At 62.7% G+C, this 17426-nt stretch carries 19 protein-coding genes; 3 read left to right on the forward strand and 16 right to left on the reverse strand.

Annotated features, from left to right (window positions below; genetic code table 11):
- Window positions 1-23 precede the first annotated feature (23 nt).
- The 16 genes from ACP148_RS10200 to ACP148_RS10275 form a co-directional block, all read right to left on the reverse strand.
- Complete coding sequence (locus tag ACP148_RS10200; RefSeq protein ID WP_421950797.1) at window positions 24-1247, reverse strand: type II restriction endonuclease; 1224 nt, start codon at window positions 1245-1247, stop codon at window positions 24-26.
- A complete protein-coding gene (locus tag ACP148_RS10205; RefSeq protein ID WP_421950798.1) occupies window positions 1244-1702 on the reverse strand; it encodes a very short patch repair endonuclease in 459 nt (152 codons plus the stop codon). The genes ACP148_RS10200 and ACP148_RS10205 overlap by 4 nt, the downstream gene beginning before the upstream one ends.
- The gene (gene dcm / locus ACP148_RS10210; RefSeq protein WP_421950799.1) at window positions 1695-3026 is read right to left on the reverse strand and encodes a DNA (cytosine-5-)-methyltransferase; all 1332 of its coding nucleotides are present in this window, start codon (window positions 3024-3026) and stop codon (window positions 1695-1697) included. Before dcm ends, ACP148_RS10205 begins: the two co-directional genes overlap by 8 nt.
- Window positions 3027-3198: 172 nt before the next feature.
- Window positions 3199-3507 carry a DUF736 domain-containing protein gene (locus ACP148_RS10215; protein WP_421950800.1) on the reverse strand — a complete coding sequence of 103 codons (309 nt, stop codon included), beginning with the start codon at window positions 3505-3507 and terminating at the stop codon, window positions 3199-3201.
- 1 nt (window position 3508) lies between these two features.
- Window positions 3509-3766: a DUF2274 domain-containing protein gene (locus ACP148_RS10220; RefSeq protein ID WP_421950801.1), complete on the reverse strand. Its 258-nt coding sequence runs from the start codon at window positions 3764-3766 to the stop codon at window positions 3509-3511.
- Window positions 3763-5061 (reverse strand): TrbI/VirB10 family protein, encoded by a 1299-nt coding sequence (locus ACP148_RS10225; protein ID WP_421950802.1) that lies wholly within the window; start codon window positions 5059-5061, stop codon window positions 3763-3765. The genes ACP148_RS10220 and ACP148_RS10225 overlap by 4 nt, the downstream gene beginning before the upstream one ends.
- A complete protein-coding gene (gene trbG / locus ACP148_RS10230) occupies window positions 5058-6092 on the reverse strand; it encodes a P-type conjugative transfer protein TrbG (RefSeq protein WP_421950803.1) in 1035 nt (344 codons plus the stop codon). Before trbG ends, ACP148_RS10225 begins: the two co-directional genes overlap by 4 nt.
- Window positions 6089-6787, reverse strand: a complete 699-nt coding sequence (trbF, locus tag ACP148_RS10235) for a conjugal transfer protein TrbF (protein ID WP_421950912.1) — start codon at window positions 6785-6787, stop codon at window positions 6089-6091. Before trbF ends, trbG begins: the two co-directional genes overlap by 4 nt.
- Window positions 6784-8115 carry a P-type conjugative transfer protein TrbL gene (trbL, locus tag ACP148_RS10240; RefSeq protein WP_421950804.1) on the reverse strand — a complete coding sequence of 444 codons (1332 nt, stop codon included), beginning with the start codon at window positions 8113-8115 and terminating at the stop codon, window positions 6784-6786. The genes trbF and trbL overlap by 4 nt, the downstream gene beginning before the upstream one ends.
- 14 nt (window positions 8116-8129) lie before the next feature.
- Window positions 8130-8855 carry a P-type conjugative transfer protein TrbJ gene (gene trbJ, locus ACP148_RS10245; protein WP_421950805.1) on the reverse strand — a complete coding sequence of 242 codons (726 nt, stop codon included), beginning with the start codon at window positions 8853-8855 and terminating at the stop codon, window positions 8130-8132.
- Entirely contained in the window at window positions 8845-11301 is a 2457-nt protein-coding gene (gene trbE, locus ACP148_RS10250) for a conjugal transfer protein TrbE (RefSeq protein WP_421950806.1), read from the reverse strand. The genes trbJ and trbE overlap by 11 nt, the downstream gene beginning before the upstream one ends.
- Before the next feature lie 10 nt (window positions 11302-11311).
- Window positions 11312-11569, reverse strand: coding sequence for a VirB3 family type IV secretion system protein (locus ACP148_RS10255; RefSeq protein ID WP_421950913.1), 258 nt, complete (start codon window positions 11567-11569; stop codon window positions 11312-11314).
- On the reverse strand, window positions 11569-11829 hold the full coding sequence (locus ACP148_RS10260; RefSeq protein ID WP_421950914.1) for a TrbC/VirB2 family protein: 261 nt from the start codon (window positions 11827-11829) through the stop codon (window positions 11569-11571). Before ACP148_RS10260 ends, ACP148_RS10255 begins: the two co-directional genes overlap by 1 nt.
- A gap of 85 nt (window positions 11830-11914) precedes the next feature.
- Window positions 11915-12895, reverse strand: a complete 981-nt coding sequence (gene trbB / locus ACP148_RS10265) for a P-type conjugative transfer ATPase TrbB (protein WP_421950807.1) — start codon at window positions 12893-12895, stop codon at window positions 11915-11917.
- On the reverse strand, window positions 12888-13400 hold the full coding sequence (locus ACP148_RS10270; RefSeq protein ID WP_421950808.1) for a CopG family transcriptional regulator: 513 nt from the start codon (window positions 13398-13400) through the stop codon (window positions 12888-12890). The genes trbB and ACP148_RS10270 overlap by 8 nt, the downstream gene beginning before the upstream one ends.
- A gap of 12 nt (window positions 13401-13412) precedes the next feature.
- Window positions 13413-15440 (reverse strand): conjugal transfer protein TraG, encoded by a 2028-nt coding sequence (locus ACP148_RS10275; protein WP_421950809.1) that lies wholly within the window; start codon window positions 15438-15440, stop codon window positions 13413-13415.
- Window positions 15441-15617: 177 nt separating this feature from the next.
- On the opposite strand from ACP148_RS10275, the gene ACP148_RS10280 reads away from it, so the two are divergent.
- From ACP148_RS10280 to ACP148_RS10290, 3 genes are read left to right on the forward strand one after another with little or no spacing between them, the layout of a single operon-like run.
- Complete coding sequence (locus ACP148_RS10280) at window positions 15618-16196, forward strand: plasmid pRiA4b ORF-3 family protein (protein WP_421950810.1); 579 nt, start codon at window positions 15618-15620, stop codon at window positions 16194-16196.
- Window positions 16197-16251: 55 nt separating this feature from the next.
- The gene (locus ACP148_RS10285; protein WP_421950811.1) at window positions 16252-16875 is read left to right on the forward strand and encodes an SEC-C domain-containing protein; all 624 of its coding nucleotides are present in this window, start codon (window positions 16252-16254) and stop codon (window positions 16873-16875) included.
- Window positions 16876-16883: 8 nt separating this feature from the next.
- On the forward strand, window positions 16884-17393 hold the full coding sequence (locus tag ACP148_RS10290) for a DUF6650 family protein (protein WP_421950812.1): 510 nt from the start codon (window positions 16884-16886) through the stop codon (window positions 17391-17393).
- Window positions 17394-17426: the final 33 nt, after the last annotated feature.

Consider the following 17426-nt stretch of genomic DNA (forward strand, 5'->3'; position numbering starts at 1 on the left):
GTGCCGGATTCGATATATGGCAATCAATTGTCTTGCCGCTCCCGCGCCAATTGAAGAAATCCATTCACATCCATAAGCCATTCCTGCTGGGATGGCTTGTAGCTGGCGTGTATGGAACGGGGGAGAACAAGCTGGAGACCCTGACTTTGCATCTCCGCGGTCTGGGATTCGGAGATGCCAGGCTCAAGCGTCAGGAGGTGTTTCCGGGCAATGCGATTGGCTTCAGCGAGGACCTGACGCCAGCGATCCTTGCATGTTGTCTTGGCACCCAGCATTGTCAGGCGAGTTGTCGGAAACGAGGGGTCGTGATATTCGGCTTCGCCGGGCAGGAGGAAATCCGCGGCATTTTTCTTTTCGGTAGTGGCTTCACGAGCGTGCCGGATGTCATGTGCCTTGAACACGGCCTCAATGTGATGGGCGAGAGCATAGCCGGCCCGCGACTTGCGGCGATTCTGAACGCTGAGGGAGAATCCAAGAAATCCATCGATATCGGCACCGTCTGCAATCATGAATCCCTGTTCGAGGCGCGCAGCAACAATTCGGCGCTCCAGTCGGCGGAAAAGCGCCTCTTCCTGCTCCATCCAGGCTAGCAAAGCGCTGTCCGGGTCATCGAGCGGTGACACTTCGGGAATCGTCTGTCGTGCGAACGCCGAGAATTCCACCGTCGTTGGGAACGCCATTCCGAATCTTTCAAGAAGCTCGTCGAGCTTGTCCGCCTCCGGCTCCTCAAACTCAATGCCCAACTCATCGAGGATGAAACGGGCAGCGAAATCCAGTTCTGCGTCCTCGTCGCGCTCGATGTCCTGGAATTCAAATTCCAGACGTGGCTGATCAGGCAAACCAAATAGCCACACAAGCTGGTTTTCCATCGTGCTGCTGGCCTTGGTAACAATCACCATCACCGTGCCGTCAGTACGTTTCGCGATGAAGAGTGGATCTCCCTCACTAGTAAGTTCCGAAACCGGCGTAGTCGGGAAATAGAGGCGATACTCTGAGCGGGTTGGATGCTTTGCCCGCGCATCGTACCATGTAAGCGTCCCGTCCTCGGAGATGGCCTCTTGCTCATCGCCTAGCCAGACAAAGCGAGTCTGAAAGGTAACGGGCTGCTCGGTACCGAAGAGATGTTTCAGCGCTGAAACGCCATTGTATTCGTGCTGGTTTGAGCGTGTGGCATCGGCTTCTACCGCACTGAGCCGCTTCACAACGACACCCTCAAAATGGTCAGAAAGAAAGCCATGTCGTATCACGCCGCCCCTCCCCGAATCTCCATTCTGGAGCGCTCGGAGCAAAGCCAGGCTGCGCACTGATTCAGTACCTCGTCAAACGGCAACCGGTGACGCCCCTTGAGCGCACATTCCCAAACAATACCGATCCGCCATCCTGTCGCCGTCAGTTCCCGCTCCGTACGGGTATCTACCTCACGGTTGCGCTCTATCTTCTGGCGCCAGAAGTCCTGCCGGGTTTGCGGCCATCGGAAGAGGTGGCAGTCGTGCCCGTGCCAGTAGCACCCATGTGCGAACAAAACTGCCCGGTAGCGAGGAAACACGAGGTCCGGCTTTCCGGGAAGTTTCCTGTCGTGCAAACGGAAGCGGAATCCAAGGCGATGCAGGCCGCGTCGCAATGCAAGCTCGGGACGTGTATCAGTGCCTCGGATCCCCGCCATCATCCGGCTGCGAACGTGCGGCGGAACCACATCAGCCATGCGCTACCTGTTCAGTGTGAAGGTTTCGGTTCACACGACGGAATGGGATAACGGTATTCTCATTCCGACTGATTGCCGTTTGGATGCAGGGCTGCATCAAGCGAGCCACAGCTTCTACCACAGGCACCACCACAGCATTTCCGAACTGGCGGTACGCTTGCGTATCGGAAACCGGAATATGGTATTCCTCCCCACTGGGAGCATCAAAGCCCATCAGGCGAGCGCACTCCCGCGGTGTGAGTCTGCGTGGGCGATGGCCCGGCTGCTCCACCAACACTTCTGACCCGTCCTTGTAATAGCGGGCGGAGAGAGTGCGGGTCACATCATTGGGGCCGAATACGCTGTAGCCGAAGCCATTGCCCTGGGAGGCATGCTTTCGCTTGTATGCCTGAAGATAGTTCCACAAATGCTCGGTCAGCGTATATTTTGCGGGCACCTCAGCAGGTGACTGCAGAATATCACCCAGTTTCGGCTGTTGGCCGAACGGCTTCTCCAGCCTGTCGAAATCAAAATCAGCCGGTTCCCTGAATCCGACTATGAAAATGCGTTCACGCTTCTGTGGAACCCAAGGTTCGGAGCTGATTACGCGATAGTGGACATGGTAGTGAAGCTCGTTCTCAAGAACATTGCGAATTGTAGCGAATGTTCTTCCCTTGTCGTGGCTTTCAAGATTTCGGACATTTTCCAGCAGGAACGCTGGAGGCCGGTGAAATGCAATAATCTCGGCAAGATCATAGAACAGGGTACCCTGAGTATCACACATGAAGCCGTGAGGACGTCGGAGAGCGTTCTTTTTGGACACGCCTGCAATCGAGAACGGCTGGCACGGGAATCCGGCAAGCAAGACATCGTGACGAGGAATCCTTGCCAGACTTTCCTCATCTTTGGTGAATTCGCGAATATCTCCCGCAAACTCGTGATCAACAGGGAAATTGGCCGCATAGGTCTCGCGGCTCCACCGATCCCATTCGGAGGTGAAAACGCACTTTCCGCCAATGGCTTCAAAGCCTTTTCGCATACCCCCTATGCCAGCGAAGAGGTCAATAAAGCTAAACCCACGACCTGCTGGCTGCTGACGGCACGTCGCCTTCTCTTTAAGTGTGCGCTTGGCAAGACGGTTTGGCTGGCTCTCTCCGGTTTCATACCGATATGCGGTCCTTCGGGAGATGGCGAGAAGATCTGCCGCTTCGTCTATGGTAAGTCCCGCCTTTTCTCTAAGCCTTGAGAATTCCGTTTGCCCAGGCCGCATTATACCCTCACTTTCCGAATCACTTGGTGCTGTGTCAATTTTTGTCAGACTGGCATGATTTGTCCTAATGAGCAATTAAATGTTCTCTTTTTGTTCGACGAACGCTGTGGGCATGTGTCGAGCGAGTCGCACGCCTGAGCAAGCTGGTCACGTTCGGCCCCATCTCGGCGGCCGCTAACGGTGAACGCGCCTGACGCTCAGTGCCGCTGGCGATCCAGCCTGCAAATGTGACGCCCAGTTGAAGTGCCTACCTCTCCCGCCTGTTCCACACCAGAAACGCCGCCCCGTCCTCCTCGAACAGCGCCGCCCGGATCGGCTCCGGGAAACTCGGGTCGTCGAGCAGGACGCTGAGATAGTCCCGCGGCTCGTCACCGACGGTCTTAGCCTTCCAGGCCGCTCCAAGCTCCGCTCTTCCGGCGTAGATGCGGAAGTCCGGCGCGCCTTCGGTCTTCTTCCTGTCGTTGGCGACGATGCTCGCCTTGACGTTGACGGTGAGGGTGCGGATCGTGCCGGTATAGCCGTCCCTGCCGGCGGTGAAGCTGCCGATGGTGGCCATGTTAAGTCGCCCTGGTTTGAGGTGACGGTGATTGTGTACGGGTTTCAGCGAGCTGCTTGCGCGCCCGCTTGAACCCTGGATCGGCCTCCACGAAGGCGGAGAGCATGAAGGGGATGAGCTCGGTCACCGTTTCCTTCTGTCCGTAGGTGCGCCGATAGATCTCGGCATAGTCGTTGAGCGCGGCCTTCAATTCGGCATCGGCGGTAAAAGTGATCTTGACCGCCTCGCGATCCGGGAGCCTGTCGAGCTTCAGAGTCATTGCGATACCTCCCGCTGGCCGTAAGGGCGCAACACGATGTCCTTGTGGACGATGATCCTGAGCGGCCAGCCCGGCCGGATGGTGATGGTGGGTTGGATATTGAGGTTGCGCTCGGTGATCCGCTGGCCGGCCTGGTTGGTGCTGTCCTGCGCTGAGCCGCGAATGGCTGCGACCAGATCGCTTTCATTCGAGCCGAAGGTTAGTTCGGTGCCGACGCCGAGCAGCGTCGACAAGGCGATGCCCTTCAACAGCCGCCAGGTGTGGAAATCCACCTCGTCCTCAAGCCCCGCGTAGCCCGCGGTGTCGGTCGCCGGCAGGTTGTCGATGACGATCGACGAGCCGTCCGGCATGACGATGCGCTGCCAGACAACGAGGGCGCGTTCCTGGCCGAACGCGACCTGGCTGTCATAGGTGCCAATGACGCGAGCCCCCTGGGGAACAAGCAGAAACTGCCCCGTCGGCGTGTCGTAGACGTTCTCGGTGACCTTGGCGATCACGCGGCCAGGCAGATCGGAATTCAGGCCAGTGATCAGGCTCGCCGGGATGATGGTACCCGCCATCAGCTGGTAGGGCGAGACCGGATCCTGCAATGTGTGGGAGCTATAAATCTCGTCATCGACCTCACCGCTGAGAAAATCCAGCTTGCGAGCCTGCATGTTCTGGTCCGTGCCTATTCCAGGACCAATGACCGCATCCCCGCTGGTATTGGCCGGCGTCCGCAATGCGTCGAATGGATTGGTCGGGCCCTGTATCTGCGGCGTGCCTACGGCCGGTCCATCGCCAGGCATATCGAAGGCATTGGCAACGCCCGGGCCACCCGAGGTCAGCTGAAAGAACACGTCCGACTCCCGACCCTGCTGGGCCAGCCGCGCCATGCGGATGCGATCGGCGCGGGCGGCATCTGCCTCCGGATCGGGCCGGAACGGCAGGGTGTTGGACGGCGCGATGCCGAGATCGCGTTCGGTCTCGACGACGGCCGGACCGATGTCACCCGGCAGCGGCGGACCGAGCTCAATCCGCGGCTCGAGATCGCTGTAGCGCCGCGGCAACCGCTCGAGCCCTTCCGGCATGGGATTGTTCTCGGTGCGGTAGAGTTCCCTGCCCGTCTCGGCGCGGCCGAACAGGTTCGGCGGATCGAGCGCAACGATCACAGCGCCGAAGATCAGCATGAGTCCTGTGCCGGACAGCAGGAACAGGACACGCCGATTGATCCGACGCACCGGCCTCGGCCGGGCGCGCAAGGCAAGATCCTCGGGATCGAGCTTGGGCGCGGGACCAGCGTTCTCGTTGGTCATCGGTCCCCTCCCCGATTGGACGCGAGGAGATCGAGCAGTGTGCGCGGCCGCGCCGAACGCCCATCGGTGCGGGTTATGCGCACCACCTGTTGCGGCTCCTCGCCGAGGCGCAGCTCCGCGGCGGCGAACAGCCGGTCAACAATGTAGTAGGTGCCGTTGACTCGGTAGTTGACCAGCTGGCTCTCGCCGTTCGGTCCGACGACGAAGAGCGGCGGCGCCTCGCCCTGATCGAGACGGCCGGGGAACTGGATATAGACCTTGTGGGTGTCATCGAAGACGCGTACCGGCCGCCAGGGCGGATCGTCGCCGCTGATCGCGTAGCGGAAGTTGAGCCGGTCGAGCCTCAGCCCGGCATCGACGACGTGCTCCGACGCAGCCCGCGCAGCCTCGTTGCGGCGCTGAAGCGCCAGGAGTTCGTCGCGCGGATAGTGCCAGGAGACCGAGGCCATATAGGTCTCGGTGTCGCTGGTGAGTTCCAGATGATAGGTGCGCCGATCGGTGATGATGACGACGTTGGTCCTGAGACCTTCCTTGATAGGCTTGACCAGCACATGCGCGCGTGCCGTCGCGCCGGTGCCGCTCACCGTGTCGCCGACCACCCAGCGCACCGTGTCGCCCGCCGACACTGCAACGATGCGCTCGCCCTCCTGCAGCGCGATATCGCTCACCTGCTCGGGCGCGGTGTAAAGCTGATAGAGCGCACCCTCGACGAATGGATAGACCTGGATCGCGTTGACATAACCGCTCTCGGACGGCTCGACCTTCGCCGCCTCGTTGGCGGCGACGATCCGTTCCTCCGGCGGGCGATCGTCGACGGCCTTATCCGTCACGCCGTCCGGCGCCGGCTTGAGCTGGCCGGGCAGCGGCAAAGGCTCGGGCAGTTCCACGATCTCCACCGGCCCCGGCGGATCGACGGTGAGCGAGGCAGGCTGGAACTCGGCCTCATCGAAGTCGATCTTCGGCGGCAACTGCTTGGTGGAAGCGCAGGCGCCGAGGCTCAGCGCCGCCCCCAATATAATGAGTGTCTTCATTGTTCCTCTCCGGGGATCAGGTCGCGGCTCCAGTTGACGGCATGGACATAGATGCCGAGCGGGTTCTTCCTGAGTGCTGCTTCGGTGCGCGGCGGTTTCAGGATGACGGTGAGGACGGCGCGGTAGCGGGTGGTCGCGGCGAGCGAACCGTTCTCGAAGGACTGTTCGCGCCAGCGCACGTCGAAACTGTCGGGCGAAGAACGCACCACGCTGGTCACCTCGACGGTGACGGTGCGTTCGCCAACGGCGCCGAACGGGTCGTTCTCGCGGGCATATTCGTTGAGCGTGTTGGCGGCGTCCGAGGTGGCGTAGTCGTAGGCCGCCAGCCAGTTCTGGCGCACCACGATCGGGTCGATCGACAGCGAGCGGACATTCTCGATGAAGCGCGCCAGGTGGTAGGCGATCTGGGCATCGGAAGGCGACCAGGGTTCTGTCGCCGGACCGACACCGCGTACTTCGCCGAGCCGATCAACCTCGACCACGTATGGGGTGATCACGCTGCGGCCGGCCTGCCAGATCACGCCGGCCGACAGGCCGAGGGCGAGCGCCAGGCAGCCGAAGGCCATCAACCGCCAGTTCTTTGCCTGGACGCGCGCAGAGCCGATCCGCTCGTCCCAGACCTGAGCCGCCTTTTGATAGGGCGTTTCGGGTTCCGGCGTCTTGCCGTAGGTTGTGGTGGCGCGTTTGAACATCAGTCCTCGTCCTTGAGTTTGGGGTTCTCGCCGGCGGCCGGGCGGTCGCCGTCGCGCAGCGTGTGGGCAGCGACGGTCACGCCCTCGCGCATGCGCTGCTCGCGGCGCATGCGGCGCGCCCAATCAGGAGCGTCGGGAGCGGATGGAGCCGTTGAAGAGGAATCGGCCGCACCGGACCGGGTGCCGCCAGTGGCAGCGAAGGCGCCCCGTTCGCCATCGGCGTAGGCTTGCCGGACACCACCGGTCGCCCGGGCCGCCATGTTGCGCGCACCCTGACCTACGGCTCCCGCGCCGGCGCGGGCGATACCCGCCATGCCCGCGGCGACACCGGCAGGACCGGAAGCATCGGAGGAGGCGCGAGCGATTTGATAGGCGCCGGACGCACCTCCGGCCATCGACGCGGCCGCGCGGGTGGCGCCACCGGCTCCCGCACCGAGGGCACGCGCCGTACCAATCGCCGCGCCGCCGGCCGCGGCACCACCCAGGGCGAGACCGGCCGCCGATCCCGCCACGGCGCCCGCACCCAGTTGCGGCGCGCCGGAGACGAGCCCCGCGGCGATGCCCGGCCCGAATATGCCAAGCATGAAGATGGAGAGCGCACCGAGGACGGTGGCGGCGGCCTCTTGCAGCGTGATGTCGCCACCCGAGAACGAGGAGGCGAACTCGCCGAAGAGGGTCGAGCCGATACCGACAATGACGGCGACGACCATGAGCTTGATGCCGGCGGCAACCACATTGCCGAGCACGCGTTCGGCAAGGAACGCGGTCTTGTTCCAGAGCGCGAAGGGCACCAGAACGAAGCCTGCCAACGTCGTCAGCTTGAACTCCAGAATGGTGATGAAGAGCTGGATCGCCAGAATGAAGAAAGCGATCAGCACCACCACCCAGGCAAAAAGCAGCACCATGATGGTCACGAAATTCTCGAAGAAGGCGATTGGTCCCATCAGCTCGCCAGCCTCTTCGAGCAGCGGGGCAGCCGCGTCATAACCGGCCGCCGCGACAAAACCCGGCCGCATCAGGTCGCTGGCGCTGATCGGCGAACCGGTCGCCTGCAGGCCGAGGCCGGCAAAACTGTCGAAGATGATGGTGGAGAGACTGGCAAAATTGTTCAGGATGAAGGCGAAGGCGCCGACATAGAGCACCTTCTTGATGAGCGACGGCAGCAGGGACCGGTCCTCGGAGAACGCCCAAAAGAGACCGGCCAGCGTGATATCGATCCCAATGAGGACCGTGGTCAGGAAGGCGATGTCCGGCGCCAGAAGACCGAAGCCGGAATCGATATAGGTGACGAAGGTCTCGGTGAACCGATCGATGACGTTGAGATCATCCATCGCCCTGTCCTTTCCTAGCGCGGCGTGTAGGCGGAGCCGTCGCCCATGAAGCGCTCAAAGCGGGCCTGGCCGCGCTCGTGGGCTGCCAGTGCGTCGGCTCGGTCCAGCGCTTCGGCGCGGGTCGAGGCGGCCAGCAGGCTCTGGAGCTGCATGGACTGCTTGGCGGCAAGCGCCGTCAGCTGATTTCCGGCCTGCACGGCTTGCAGATTGCCGACCGCGCCCTGGCTCTCATCGACGAGGCGGTCGAGCGTTGCTGCATCCGACCGGATCTCACCAACCACCTCGGCCTGGACTTCCAGTGCATGCCGGAACCCTTCGCGCGCGAGGTTCCAGCTTTCCCGCGCATCCTGCAGGATGTCGGAGGTCGAGACGCTGTCGGCGTATTCCTCGGGGAACAGCTCCCGATAGGCGCTGTCGATTTCGGAGAGGTCGTAGGCGATCCCCTGCGCGTTGCGGATCAGCTGATCGACTTGATTGAGCGAGCCTTGCAGTTCACCGGCGATCGAGGTCGGCAGGCTGACTAGGTTTTGCGCCTGGTTGATCAGCATCTGCGCTTCGTTGGCGAGCTGCTGGACCTGGTTGTTGATCTGCTCGAGCGAACGCGCCGCCGTCAGGATGTTCTCGGCATGGTTGGTCGGGTCGTAGACGACGTCGCCGAAGCCGAAGAGCGCCTGGGCTTTCTGAACGGGCGAGATGGCGACGGCGATCGCGGTGACGAAAACAACGAGCTTATGCTTCATGCGGATTCTCCTCTTTCTGCTTGGGGGATGGGTGGGCAATGAGCTCGCCCGCCCAGTCGAGGCCGCGGGCGCGAAGCCAGGAATCGGCGAACTCGTCCTCGCCATGGGCGGCGATGAGCTCGTCCATCAGGGCATGGTTCTGTCTGGTGGAGGCGGCGACAAAGGCGAGCGTGAGCGGGCCGAGATCGAGCTCGAACAACCGGTTGCCCTGCCGCGACTGGTAGTAGTAGTCGCGCTTGGGCGTAGCCCGGGCGATGATCTCGACCTGCCGGTCATTGAGCCCGAAGGCCTCGTAGATGGCCTTTGCCTGCGGTTCGACCGCGCGATCGTTGGGCAGGAAGATGCGGCTCGGGCAGCTCTCGATGATCGCCGGCGCAATCGAGGAATTGGCGATGTCCGACAAGCCCTGCGTGGCGAAGATCACCGAGACGTTGCGTTTCCTGAGCGTCTTCAGCCATTCGCGGATACGCGCGGCGAAGGCCGGGTTGTCGAGGAAGAGCCACGCCTCGTCGAGGATGAGCAGCGCCGGCCTGCCGTCGAACTTTTGTTCGAGCCGATGGAAGAGGTAAGTGAGCACCGGAAGCACGGCGCCCTCCTGGTGTATCAACTCTTCCATCTCGAAACACTGGACGGCGCCGAGCGTGAGCCGGTCGTCATCGGCATCGAGCAGACGGCCGTATGGACCTTCGAGCGTATAGGGCTGGAGCGCCTGCCTGAGATCGTTTCGCTGAAGCAGTGTCGCCAGACCGGTGAGCGTACGTTCCAACTGCGGCGCGGCGGCAAGGTTCGACAGCGCCGACCACACCGCATCCTTGGTGTCGGGCGTGACTGAAACGCCTTCATGAGTGAGCAGTCCCAACACCCATTCCTGGGCGAAGGTGCGCTCGGCTGTGACGTCGATATTGGCGAGCGGCTGGAAGGCGAGCGCGTTCTTCACACCCTCCTGCGCCGCCCCGAGATCGAAGTAGCTCCCACCCATGCCGAGGACGGCCGCACGAGCCGAGCCGCCCTTGTCGAAGATGGTGATTTGGGCATCGGCGTAGCGGCGGAACTGCAGGGCAATCAGCGACAAGAGCACCGACTTGCCTGCACCGGTCGGACCGACGACGATCGTGTGGCCGACATCGCCGATATGGGTGACAAGCCGGAACGGCGTGCTACCGTTCGTGCGCACCGTCAGGAGCGGCGGACCGTTGAGATGCTCGTTGCGCGCCGGACCCGCCCAGCTCGCCGAGAGTGGGATCATGTGGGCGAGGTTCAGTGTATTGACGGGCGCGGCGCGGACATTGGCGTAGACATGGCCCGGCAGCGACGACAGCCAGGCCTCAACCGCGTTGGCGCTTTCCTCGATGGTGGCAAAACCGCGCCCGTCCATGACGCGCTGGGCGGCACGAAGCTTCTCGTCGGCGCGCACCGCGTCCGCATCAGTGACGACGAAGGTGGTTGTGGCGTAGCCATAGGAGACGAGGTCGGCGCCGAGTTCCTGCAAGGCGGCATCGGCGTCGGCGGCCTTGTTGTCGGCGTCGGTGTCGACCAGCACCGACTGCTCGTTGGTCATCACCTCCTTGATGATGGCGGCGATCGACTTGCGCTTGGCAAACCATTGCCGTCGATAGCGGCGGATGACCTTCTCGGCCGCCGGCTTGTCGAGCGGCACGAAGCGTGTCATCCAGCGATAAGCGAAGCCGAGATGATTGAGATCGTCGAGGATGCCGGGCGTGGTCGCGCCGGGGTATCCGAGGATGGTGAGCGCCCGCAAATGCTCGCTGCCCAGCATCGGCGCCAGCCCGCCGGTCAATGGGGTGTCGACCAGCACCGCATCGAGATAGGCGGGGATCTCCGGGACCGAAACCGGATGGCGACGCGTCGAGATGCAATTGTGCAGCCAGGTCAGCGTCTCTTCGTCGGAGAGCGGCGCGGCTTCTGGCATGATCTGGCCGAGCAGGTCGAGCGCCCGGTCGGTGCGGCGGACAAAACTGTCGAGATGTTCACGATAATCAACGCCCTGCCGTTCGTTCGCGTTCTCGATCAGGAACCGCTCGGTGCGGCTGACGCTTTCCGCCGGCGGCAGCCAGCAAAAGGTCAGCACATAGCTGCTCTCGAACAGGGATTGCGAATTCTCGAAACCGGCGCGTCGTTCCTCGTCGATCAGTGCCGACACGGGATCGGGAAACTCGGAGCGCGGATAGTCCCGCGCGTGATGCCGATCGGCCTCGAAGAACAGCGCCCAGCCGGAGCCGAAGCGGCGCAGCACATTGTTGATTCGCGCGCAGGCAGCAACGAGCTCGGCCTCCGTCGCGCTTTCGAGATCCGGCCCGCGGAACCGGGCCGACCGCTGCAGCGATCCGTCCTTGTTGAGCACCACACCCGGTGCGACCAGGCAGGCCCAGGGCAGATAGTCGGCGAGCAGCGCCGGACGCTTGCGGTATTCGGCCAAATTCAGCATGTAAAACCCTTCAGCATGTAAGATATCCCTTGTGACGGACATGGCGGATCAGGACCTCCATGAAGGCGGGGTCCTTGCGCGCGGCCATGACCGCCGCGGCGTGGCCGATAACCCAGACGACGACACCGGCGATCCAGAGCTGAAGGCCGAGACCGAGTGCGGCGGCGAGGGTGCCGTTGACGATGGCGACCGTTCGCGGCGCCCCGCCCATCAGGATCGGTTCGGTCAGCGCACGGTGCAGCGGGACCTCGAAGCCTTCGACGCGCATCACACCAGCGCTCCGCCGCCGAAGGAGAAGAAGGAGAGGAAGAAGCTGGTCGCGGCGAAGGCGATCGACAGGCCGAAGACGATCTGGATCAGCCGTCGGAACCCGCCCGAGGTCTCGCCGAAGGCCAGCGACAGGCCGGTGATCACGATGATGATGACGGCGATGATGCGCGCCACCGGTCCCTCGATGGATTCCAGGATCTGGGTCAGCGGCCCTTCCCAGGGCATGCCGGATCCGGCGGCATAAGCCGGCGCGCTCATGGCAAAGACAGTAGCGGCAATGACGGCACTACGAACTTGGCGGCGGATTGCGGAAACGAGAATCGGCATGCGGGCACTCCTTCAGTCAGGCGGTTGGTGCGAGTGGCTGGGGCGTCAGGGGCTTGAGGTGGTAATCGCCGTTTGCATCGAGGCCCTCGAGTGCGGCGACAGTCTCGACCCGGCGGCCTTCTCCCCTGCCCTTCAGGAAGACGACGATGTCGATCGCCTCCGCGATCAGGCGCCGCGGCACAGTGATCACCGCTTCCTGGATGAGCTGCTCGAGCCGGTAGAGGCCGGCATGGGCGGAATTGGCGTGGAGCGTGGTGATCCCGCCCGGATGGCCGGTGTTCCAGGCCTTGAGCATGTCGAGGGCTTCCGGGCCCCGAACCTCGCCGACGACGATGCGGTCGGGCCGAAGGCGCAGAGTCGAACGGACGAGGTCGGCAAGCGAGGCGACTCCCGGTTTGGTGCGAAGCGTCACGCAGTCCTCGGCCGCACAGTGCAGCTCGCGCGTGTCCTCGATGATGATCACCCGGTCGCCGCCGGTCGCGACTTCCGCGAGCAGTGCGTTGACCAGCGTGGTCTTGCCGGAGCTGGTGCCTCCGACCACGACGACGTTTTGACGTGTTTCGACAGCCTCCCGCAGAGCCTCGGCCTGCTGCGGCGACAGGATCTGCGCTGACACATAATCGGGTAGCCGGTAGAGCACCCGTGCCGGCTTGCGGATCGAAAAGCACGGTGCCGGCGAGACCGGCGGCAACAGACCCTCGAACCGCTCGCCGGTTTCCGGCAGTTCGGCGGAGACGATTGGCCGGCCGGCATGGCATTCCTGGCCGATATGGCTCGCGACCAGCCGTATGATGCGTTCGGCCTCCGCCGCGCCGATCATCTGACCCGTCGCGATGCGGCCCTCGCCATGCCGGTCGAGCCAGAGGCATCCGTCGGGATTGACCATCACCTCGGTGGTCGCCTCGTCGGCCAGGGCTTCCGCGATCACCGGCCCCATGGCGGTCGCCAGCATGGTGCGGCGACGGTTGCGGGTCGTGGGCTGGAGGCGATCACTCATCCTCCGCCTCCCCGTGTTCGTCGGCACCGTTCGGTGAGCTTTGGCCCTCGCGCACGGCGCGCAAAGCGGCGATCTCGGCCTCGGTGAAGAACTCGTTCTCGTCCGCGCTGACTTCCTCCAGCACATCGCGGATCATGTTCTTGCCGCCCGCGAGCCGGCGTGCGAGCTGTGTGATGAAATATTCGAAGCGCTCCTTGCCGAGCGCGCGGGCGGCCTCCTGATCCGTGTTGGGCAAGGGCGGCGTCACGGTCAGGAAAAAGCGGATGTATAGCGCCAGTGTCTCGGTGGTGATCGAGAGGTTGCGCTCCAGCCGGTCATATTGCCGGGTGAGACGATCGAGCCGGCGGATCAGCGCGCCGTCGCGCTGGTCGTCGAACTCCTTGGAGAAGAAGCCCAGCAGCGCGGCCTCGACCACAGCCGCCTTGGTCACGCCCGGGCGCCTGGCGGCGATCTCGATGCGCTCGGCAAGCTCGTGGGAGATGTGGACGTTCAAACGGGGCTTCATTGACAAGAATCCTCAAAAGTTCGGCAGGAGATCGTCGTCGGACTGATCGATCGCGTGGGCGCGGCGGACAGCGTCGGAGTTGCGGTCGAGCTGCTCCATCCGCTTCGCGTCGTTCGGGTCGAACTCGTCGTCGAGCAGGCCGGCATCCGGTGAGTGATCCGGTTCGGGGATGGTCGGAGCCTCCTCGGGAAGGCTCGGATGGCGCTTGAGCCCGCCATCGTCCTCTTCGTCGCCGGTGACGAGTTCGGACCAAGGTTTGGCGAGACCGGCATGAGTGCCGCGCACCTGCCCCGACCAGTCGTCCGGGCGGTGTGGCGGACGGTCCTGATACGGACCGCCCGCCTTCAGGCCGGGCGGGGGGCAGACCCGGCCCGAAAAGTTCCCGTCCTCGAAATAGCGAAGCTTTTTTGCCCGGATCGGCGGCTGACCGGAGATCATGACGATCTCCTCGTCGGCGGGTAGCTGCATCACCTCGCCGGGCGTCAGCAGCGGCCGCGCCGTCTCCTGACGCGAGACCATGACATGCGCCAGCCAGGGTGCCAGCCGGTGACCGGCATAGTTGCGTTGCGCCCGAAGTTCCGTCGCCGTGCCGAGCGAATCCGAGATACGCTTGGCCGTGCGCTCGTCATTGGTGGCGAAGGCAATCCGCACATGGCAGTTGTCGAGGATGGCGTTGTGCTCACCATAGGCCTTCGAGATCTGGTTGAGCGACTGAGCGATCAGGAAACTGCGCACGCCGTATCCGGCCATGAAGGCGAGCGCGCTTTCGAAGAAGTCGAGCCGCCCGAGTGCGGGGAACTCGTCGAGCATCATCAGGAGCCGATGGCGTCGGCGCTTGCCGGCCTCGCCTTCCAGCCGCTCCGTCAACCGCCGGCCGATCTGATTGAGGATCAGCCGCACCAGCGGCTTGGTCCGCGAGATGTCGGAGGGCGGGATGACGAGATAGAGCGAGACCGGATGCTCGGTGTCGACGAGATCGGCAATCCGCCATTCGCAGGCTTTGGTGGTGACGGCGACGGTCGGATCGCGGTAGAGGCTGAGGAACGACATGGCGGTCGACAACACGCCGGAACGCTCGTTCTCGGCCTTGTTGAGCAGCTCGCGTGCGACCTGGGCGACGACGGGATGCACCCGTGGTTCCTCGTCGGCGCCCAAATGATTGGTGCTCAGCATCACGCGCAGCGTGCGCTCGAAGGACCGCGACGGATCAGACAGAAAGCCAGCCACCCGCGCCAGGGTCTTGTCCTCTTCCGCGTAGAGGACATGCAGGATCACGCCGACCAGCAGGGAATGGCTGGTCTTCTCCCAATGGTTCCGGCGTTCGAGCGCCCCTTCCGGATCGACGAGGATGTCGGCAATGTTCTGGACGTCGCGGACCTCGAACGGACCTTTGCGCACTTCCAAGAGCGGATTGTATTTGGCGCTGGCCGGATCGGTCGGATTGAACAGCAGGCAGTGCGAGAAACGCGACCGCCAACCAGCTGTCAGCTGCCAGTTCTCGCCCTTGATGTCATGGATGACGGCCGAATGCGGCCAGCTGAGTAGCGTCGGGATAACCAGCCCGACGCCCTTGCCCGAGCGGGTCGGCGCGAAGCACATGACATGCTCCGGTCCGTCATGGCGCAGATAGCGGTCCTTCAGCCGCCCGAGGAAAACACCGCGATCGTCATGCAGACCGGATTTGGCAATCTCGGACTTCGTAGCCCAGCGCGACGAACCATAGGTGGTGACCAACTGGTTCTGCCGCGCCCGCCACAGCGATCCCGCAATGGCCACCGCGACGCCGGCCAGTCCGCCCGACGCCGCGAAGATGCCGGCGCGGTTGAAGACAGCCGGCGCGTAGGCCTCGTATGCGTACCACCACTCGAACAGGCGCCAAGGCAGATAAACCGGGTAGCCGACGACCTCGAACCAGGCCGGTCCCAGTCGCGGCTGGAACTGCAGCGCTGCCGCCGCCCACTGCGTCGCGCCCCACACAGCACCGATCACGATCGCGAACACGATCAGAATCTGGCCGATCAGAAGCTTGCTGGGGGTCATCGATCTCTCGCCGTCTATAGGCCCAGAGGCCCGTTGAAGTCGGCGAGAAGATCGCGGGGAATCTATCGGTTATTCAATGCGGTGACTTCCAAGGTCATCCAAGACCACCAAGATGATCCAAAAGGTGGCTATAGCAGCTAGTATAGGGAAGGAACGAGATTCGCGGATGTTTCTGCAATGAGCTTTGAGTTGGAAATCCGTCTTATCGGCATCGAACCACCCGTTTGGCGCAGGGTGGTCGTGGCTTCGTCCATATCGCTCGATGAACTCCATGCAGTGATCCAGGGCGCAATGGGATGGGAGGACCGCCATCTTCATATGTTCGAGATTGCCGGCCAACGTTATGAGATCCCAGAAAGCGATGAGATGGGTCCGGAGCCTGGATGTCTAGACGAGCGCAGCTACACGTTGGGAGAGGCGATAAGGCAAACTGGCGAGTTCCTCTATGTTTACGACTTCGGCGACAATTGGCGTCACGCCATTCAGGCCAAATTCGTCAAGGCGGATACAGAACCTTTTCCAAGCTGCCTGGCGGGCGCGCGCGCCTGCCCGCCCGAGGACTGTGGCGGCGCATATGACTACCCCGATTTCGTTGAACGCCTGACGAACGTTGATCATCCCGACCACGCCGAGACGAAGGCTTGGGCGCCGATCTTTGAGCCCGAGATCTTCAACGTTTCTCAGGCGAATTCGCTGATTGCCGCACTCTACACATGGTGCCAGGAGCGCAAAGAACGCCATCGGGTGCACCATTAGGGCGTATTGGATCGAGCGCTACGCGCAACACCTCCACCGAGAAGTGACCCAGGCAATGATGTTGACCCGAACGGCAGAGCCCACACCGCAGATTCTCAGATTCTGCCGAAGGATCAGCAACGAAGCAGCTCCGATATTGCTGGCTATTGTCCCGGAGGAGGACTGTGCTCCGCTGGATTGCTTCAACAATGCCAGGAAAAAAGTCACCAGAAGCGGCGGAAGAATCGTTTTGGGTTGGGCGATCTGGGAATGGCCAGGTGTCTATGTCGAAGCGGAACACCATGCCGTGTACGAGCCAGCACCGGGCGAGCCATGGAGAGACCTGACGCCGGCGCAAATCCCCGAAATAACGACGCGGCTATTCTTGGCGGATAGCAGCGCGGACTATGATTTCGAGAACGAAGGCATCCGGCGCGACAATCATCGATTGGCTTTGAAGAACGACCCTTTGATCCAGCAGTTCTTCCGCTCGGCGCAACGACGCAATGAAATTATGAACAGCATCCCTGGCGTGGGTGAGGTGAAGGTGAGTCCAGCCTTAGCCCGAATGGTGCAATCCTCCGAAGTCGAGAATGCCCATCTAACCATGGCACTCGCAATGAAATATACCCCGCGCAATGCCCGTTGTTTCTGTGGCAGCGGAGAGAAGTTCAAGCGCTGTCACGGCGTTCAAACATAGGAGCACATATGCGCGATTTCTTTCGACGCCGCGGAAAGGTAACGGCCGAAGCCGCACGACGCATAACAGGAGTCAGCACGCCTGTAGGCGGCGTCCAGTGGGCCGATCCCGGCCCATCCGAAGCCGAAATCGTCAGGCGCTTTCTGATCTTCCTTGAAGATCGGCGTGTACTCTTCAACCCATTCCAGCTTGAAACAGAGGGTCAGGTTGAACATTCCATTCACCAAATCCGCGAGGAGTGCACCAAGGCTCTGCAAGCGTTGCCGTCGAGTGCCTCGGCGTGCGACGCCATTCGGGTAATTCGGGGCGCCTGCCGCGTGTTTCACGACGAGCAGCACGAGGAGTTTCCGCACTTCGATGGCGACTTCCATGTTCGGCGAGGCCGGCCAGGTTTCTTCCTAGCTCTAGGAGCGTTCAGGGCAACGGTCGGATATCAGGTCGCCATCTTGGCTGGTCGCCACAATATTGACGTCGAAGGCGATCTGGCGTCCATTCTGCCGCAGCGGGACAGTGAATAGCCATCGCATGTTCCGCACTCCCAACAGCCGTGT

Source organism: Pelagibacterium sp. (assembly GCF_965249125.1).
In the GTDB taxonomy this organism is placed as follows: domain Bacteria; phylum Pseudomonadota; class Alphaproteobacteria; order Rhizobiales; family Devosiaceae; genus Pelagibacterium.

What these genes read in the sequence shown, in the direction of transcription:
- ACP148_RS10205 (WP_421950798.1), bottom strand. Translation starts at nt 1,702, where the DNA reads ATGGCTGATGTGGTTCCGCCGCACGTTCGCAGCCGGATGATGGCGGGG.
- ACP148_RS10215 (WP_421950800.1), bottom strand. Translation starts at nt 3,507, where the DNA reads ATGGCCACCATCGGCAGCTTCACCGCCGGCAGGGACGGCTATACCGGC.
- ACP148_RS10220 (WP_421950801.1), bottom strand. Translation starts at nt 3,766, where the DNA reads ATGACTCTGAAGCTCGACAGGCTCCCGGATCGCGAGGCGGTCAAGATC.
- ACP148_RS10225 (WP_421950802.1), bottom strand. Translation starts at nt 5,061, where the DNA reads ATGACCAACGAGAACGCTGGTCCCGCGCCCAAGCTCGATCCCGAGGAT.
- trbG (WP_421950803.1), bottom strand. Translation starts at nt 6,092, where the DNA reads ATGAAGACACTCATTATATTGGGGGCGGCGCTGAGCCTCGGCGCCTGC.
- trbL (WP_421950804.1), bottom strand. Translation starts at nt 8,115, where the DNA reads ATGGATGATCTCAACGTCATCGATCGGTTCACCGAGACCTTCGTCACC.
- trbJ (WP_421950805.1), bottom strand. Translation starts at nt 8,855, where the DNA reads ATGAAGCATAAGCTCGTTGTTTTCGTCACCGCGATCGCCGTCGCCATC.
- trbE (WP_421950806.1), bottom strand. Translation starts at nt 11,301, where the DNA reads ATGCTGAATTTGGCCGAATACCGCAAGCGTCCGGCGCTGCTCGCCGAC.
- ACP148_RS10255 (WP_421950913.1), bottom strand. Translation starts at nt 11,569, where the DNA reads ATGCGCGTCGAAGGCTTCGAGGTCCCGCTGCACCGTGCGCTGACCGAA.
- ACP148_RS10260 (WP_421950914.1), bottom strand. Translation starts at nt 11,829, where the DNA reads ATGAGCGCGCCGGCTTATGCCGCCGGATCCGGCATGCCCTGGGAAGGG.
- trbB (WP_421950807.1), bottom strand. Translation starts at nt 12,895, where the DNA reads ATGAGTGATCGCCTCCAGCCCACGACCCGCAACCGTCGCCGCACCATG.
- ACP148_RS10270 (WP_421950808.1), bottom strand. Translation starts at nt 13,400, where the DNA reads ATGAAGCCCCGTTTGAACGTCCACATCTCCCACGAGCTTGCCGAGCGC.
- ACP148_RS10275 (WP_421950809.1), bottom strand. Translation starts at nt 15,440, where the DNA reads ATGACCCCCAGCAAGCTTCTGATCGGCCAGATTCTGATCGTGTTCGCG.
- ACP148_RS10280 (WP_421950810.1), top strand. Translation starts at nt 15,618, where the DNA reads ATGAGCTTTGAGTTGGAAATCCGTCTTATCGGCATCGAACCACCCGTT.
- ACP148_RS10285 (WP_421950811.1), top strand. Translation starts at nt 16,252, where the DNA reads ATGATGTTGACCCGAACGGCAGAGCCCACACCGCAGATTCTCAGATTC.
- ACP148_RS10290 (WP_421950812.1), top strand. Translation starts at nt 16,884, where the DNA reads ATGCGCGATTTCTTTCGACGCCGCGGAAAGGTAACGGCCGAAGCCGCA.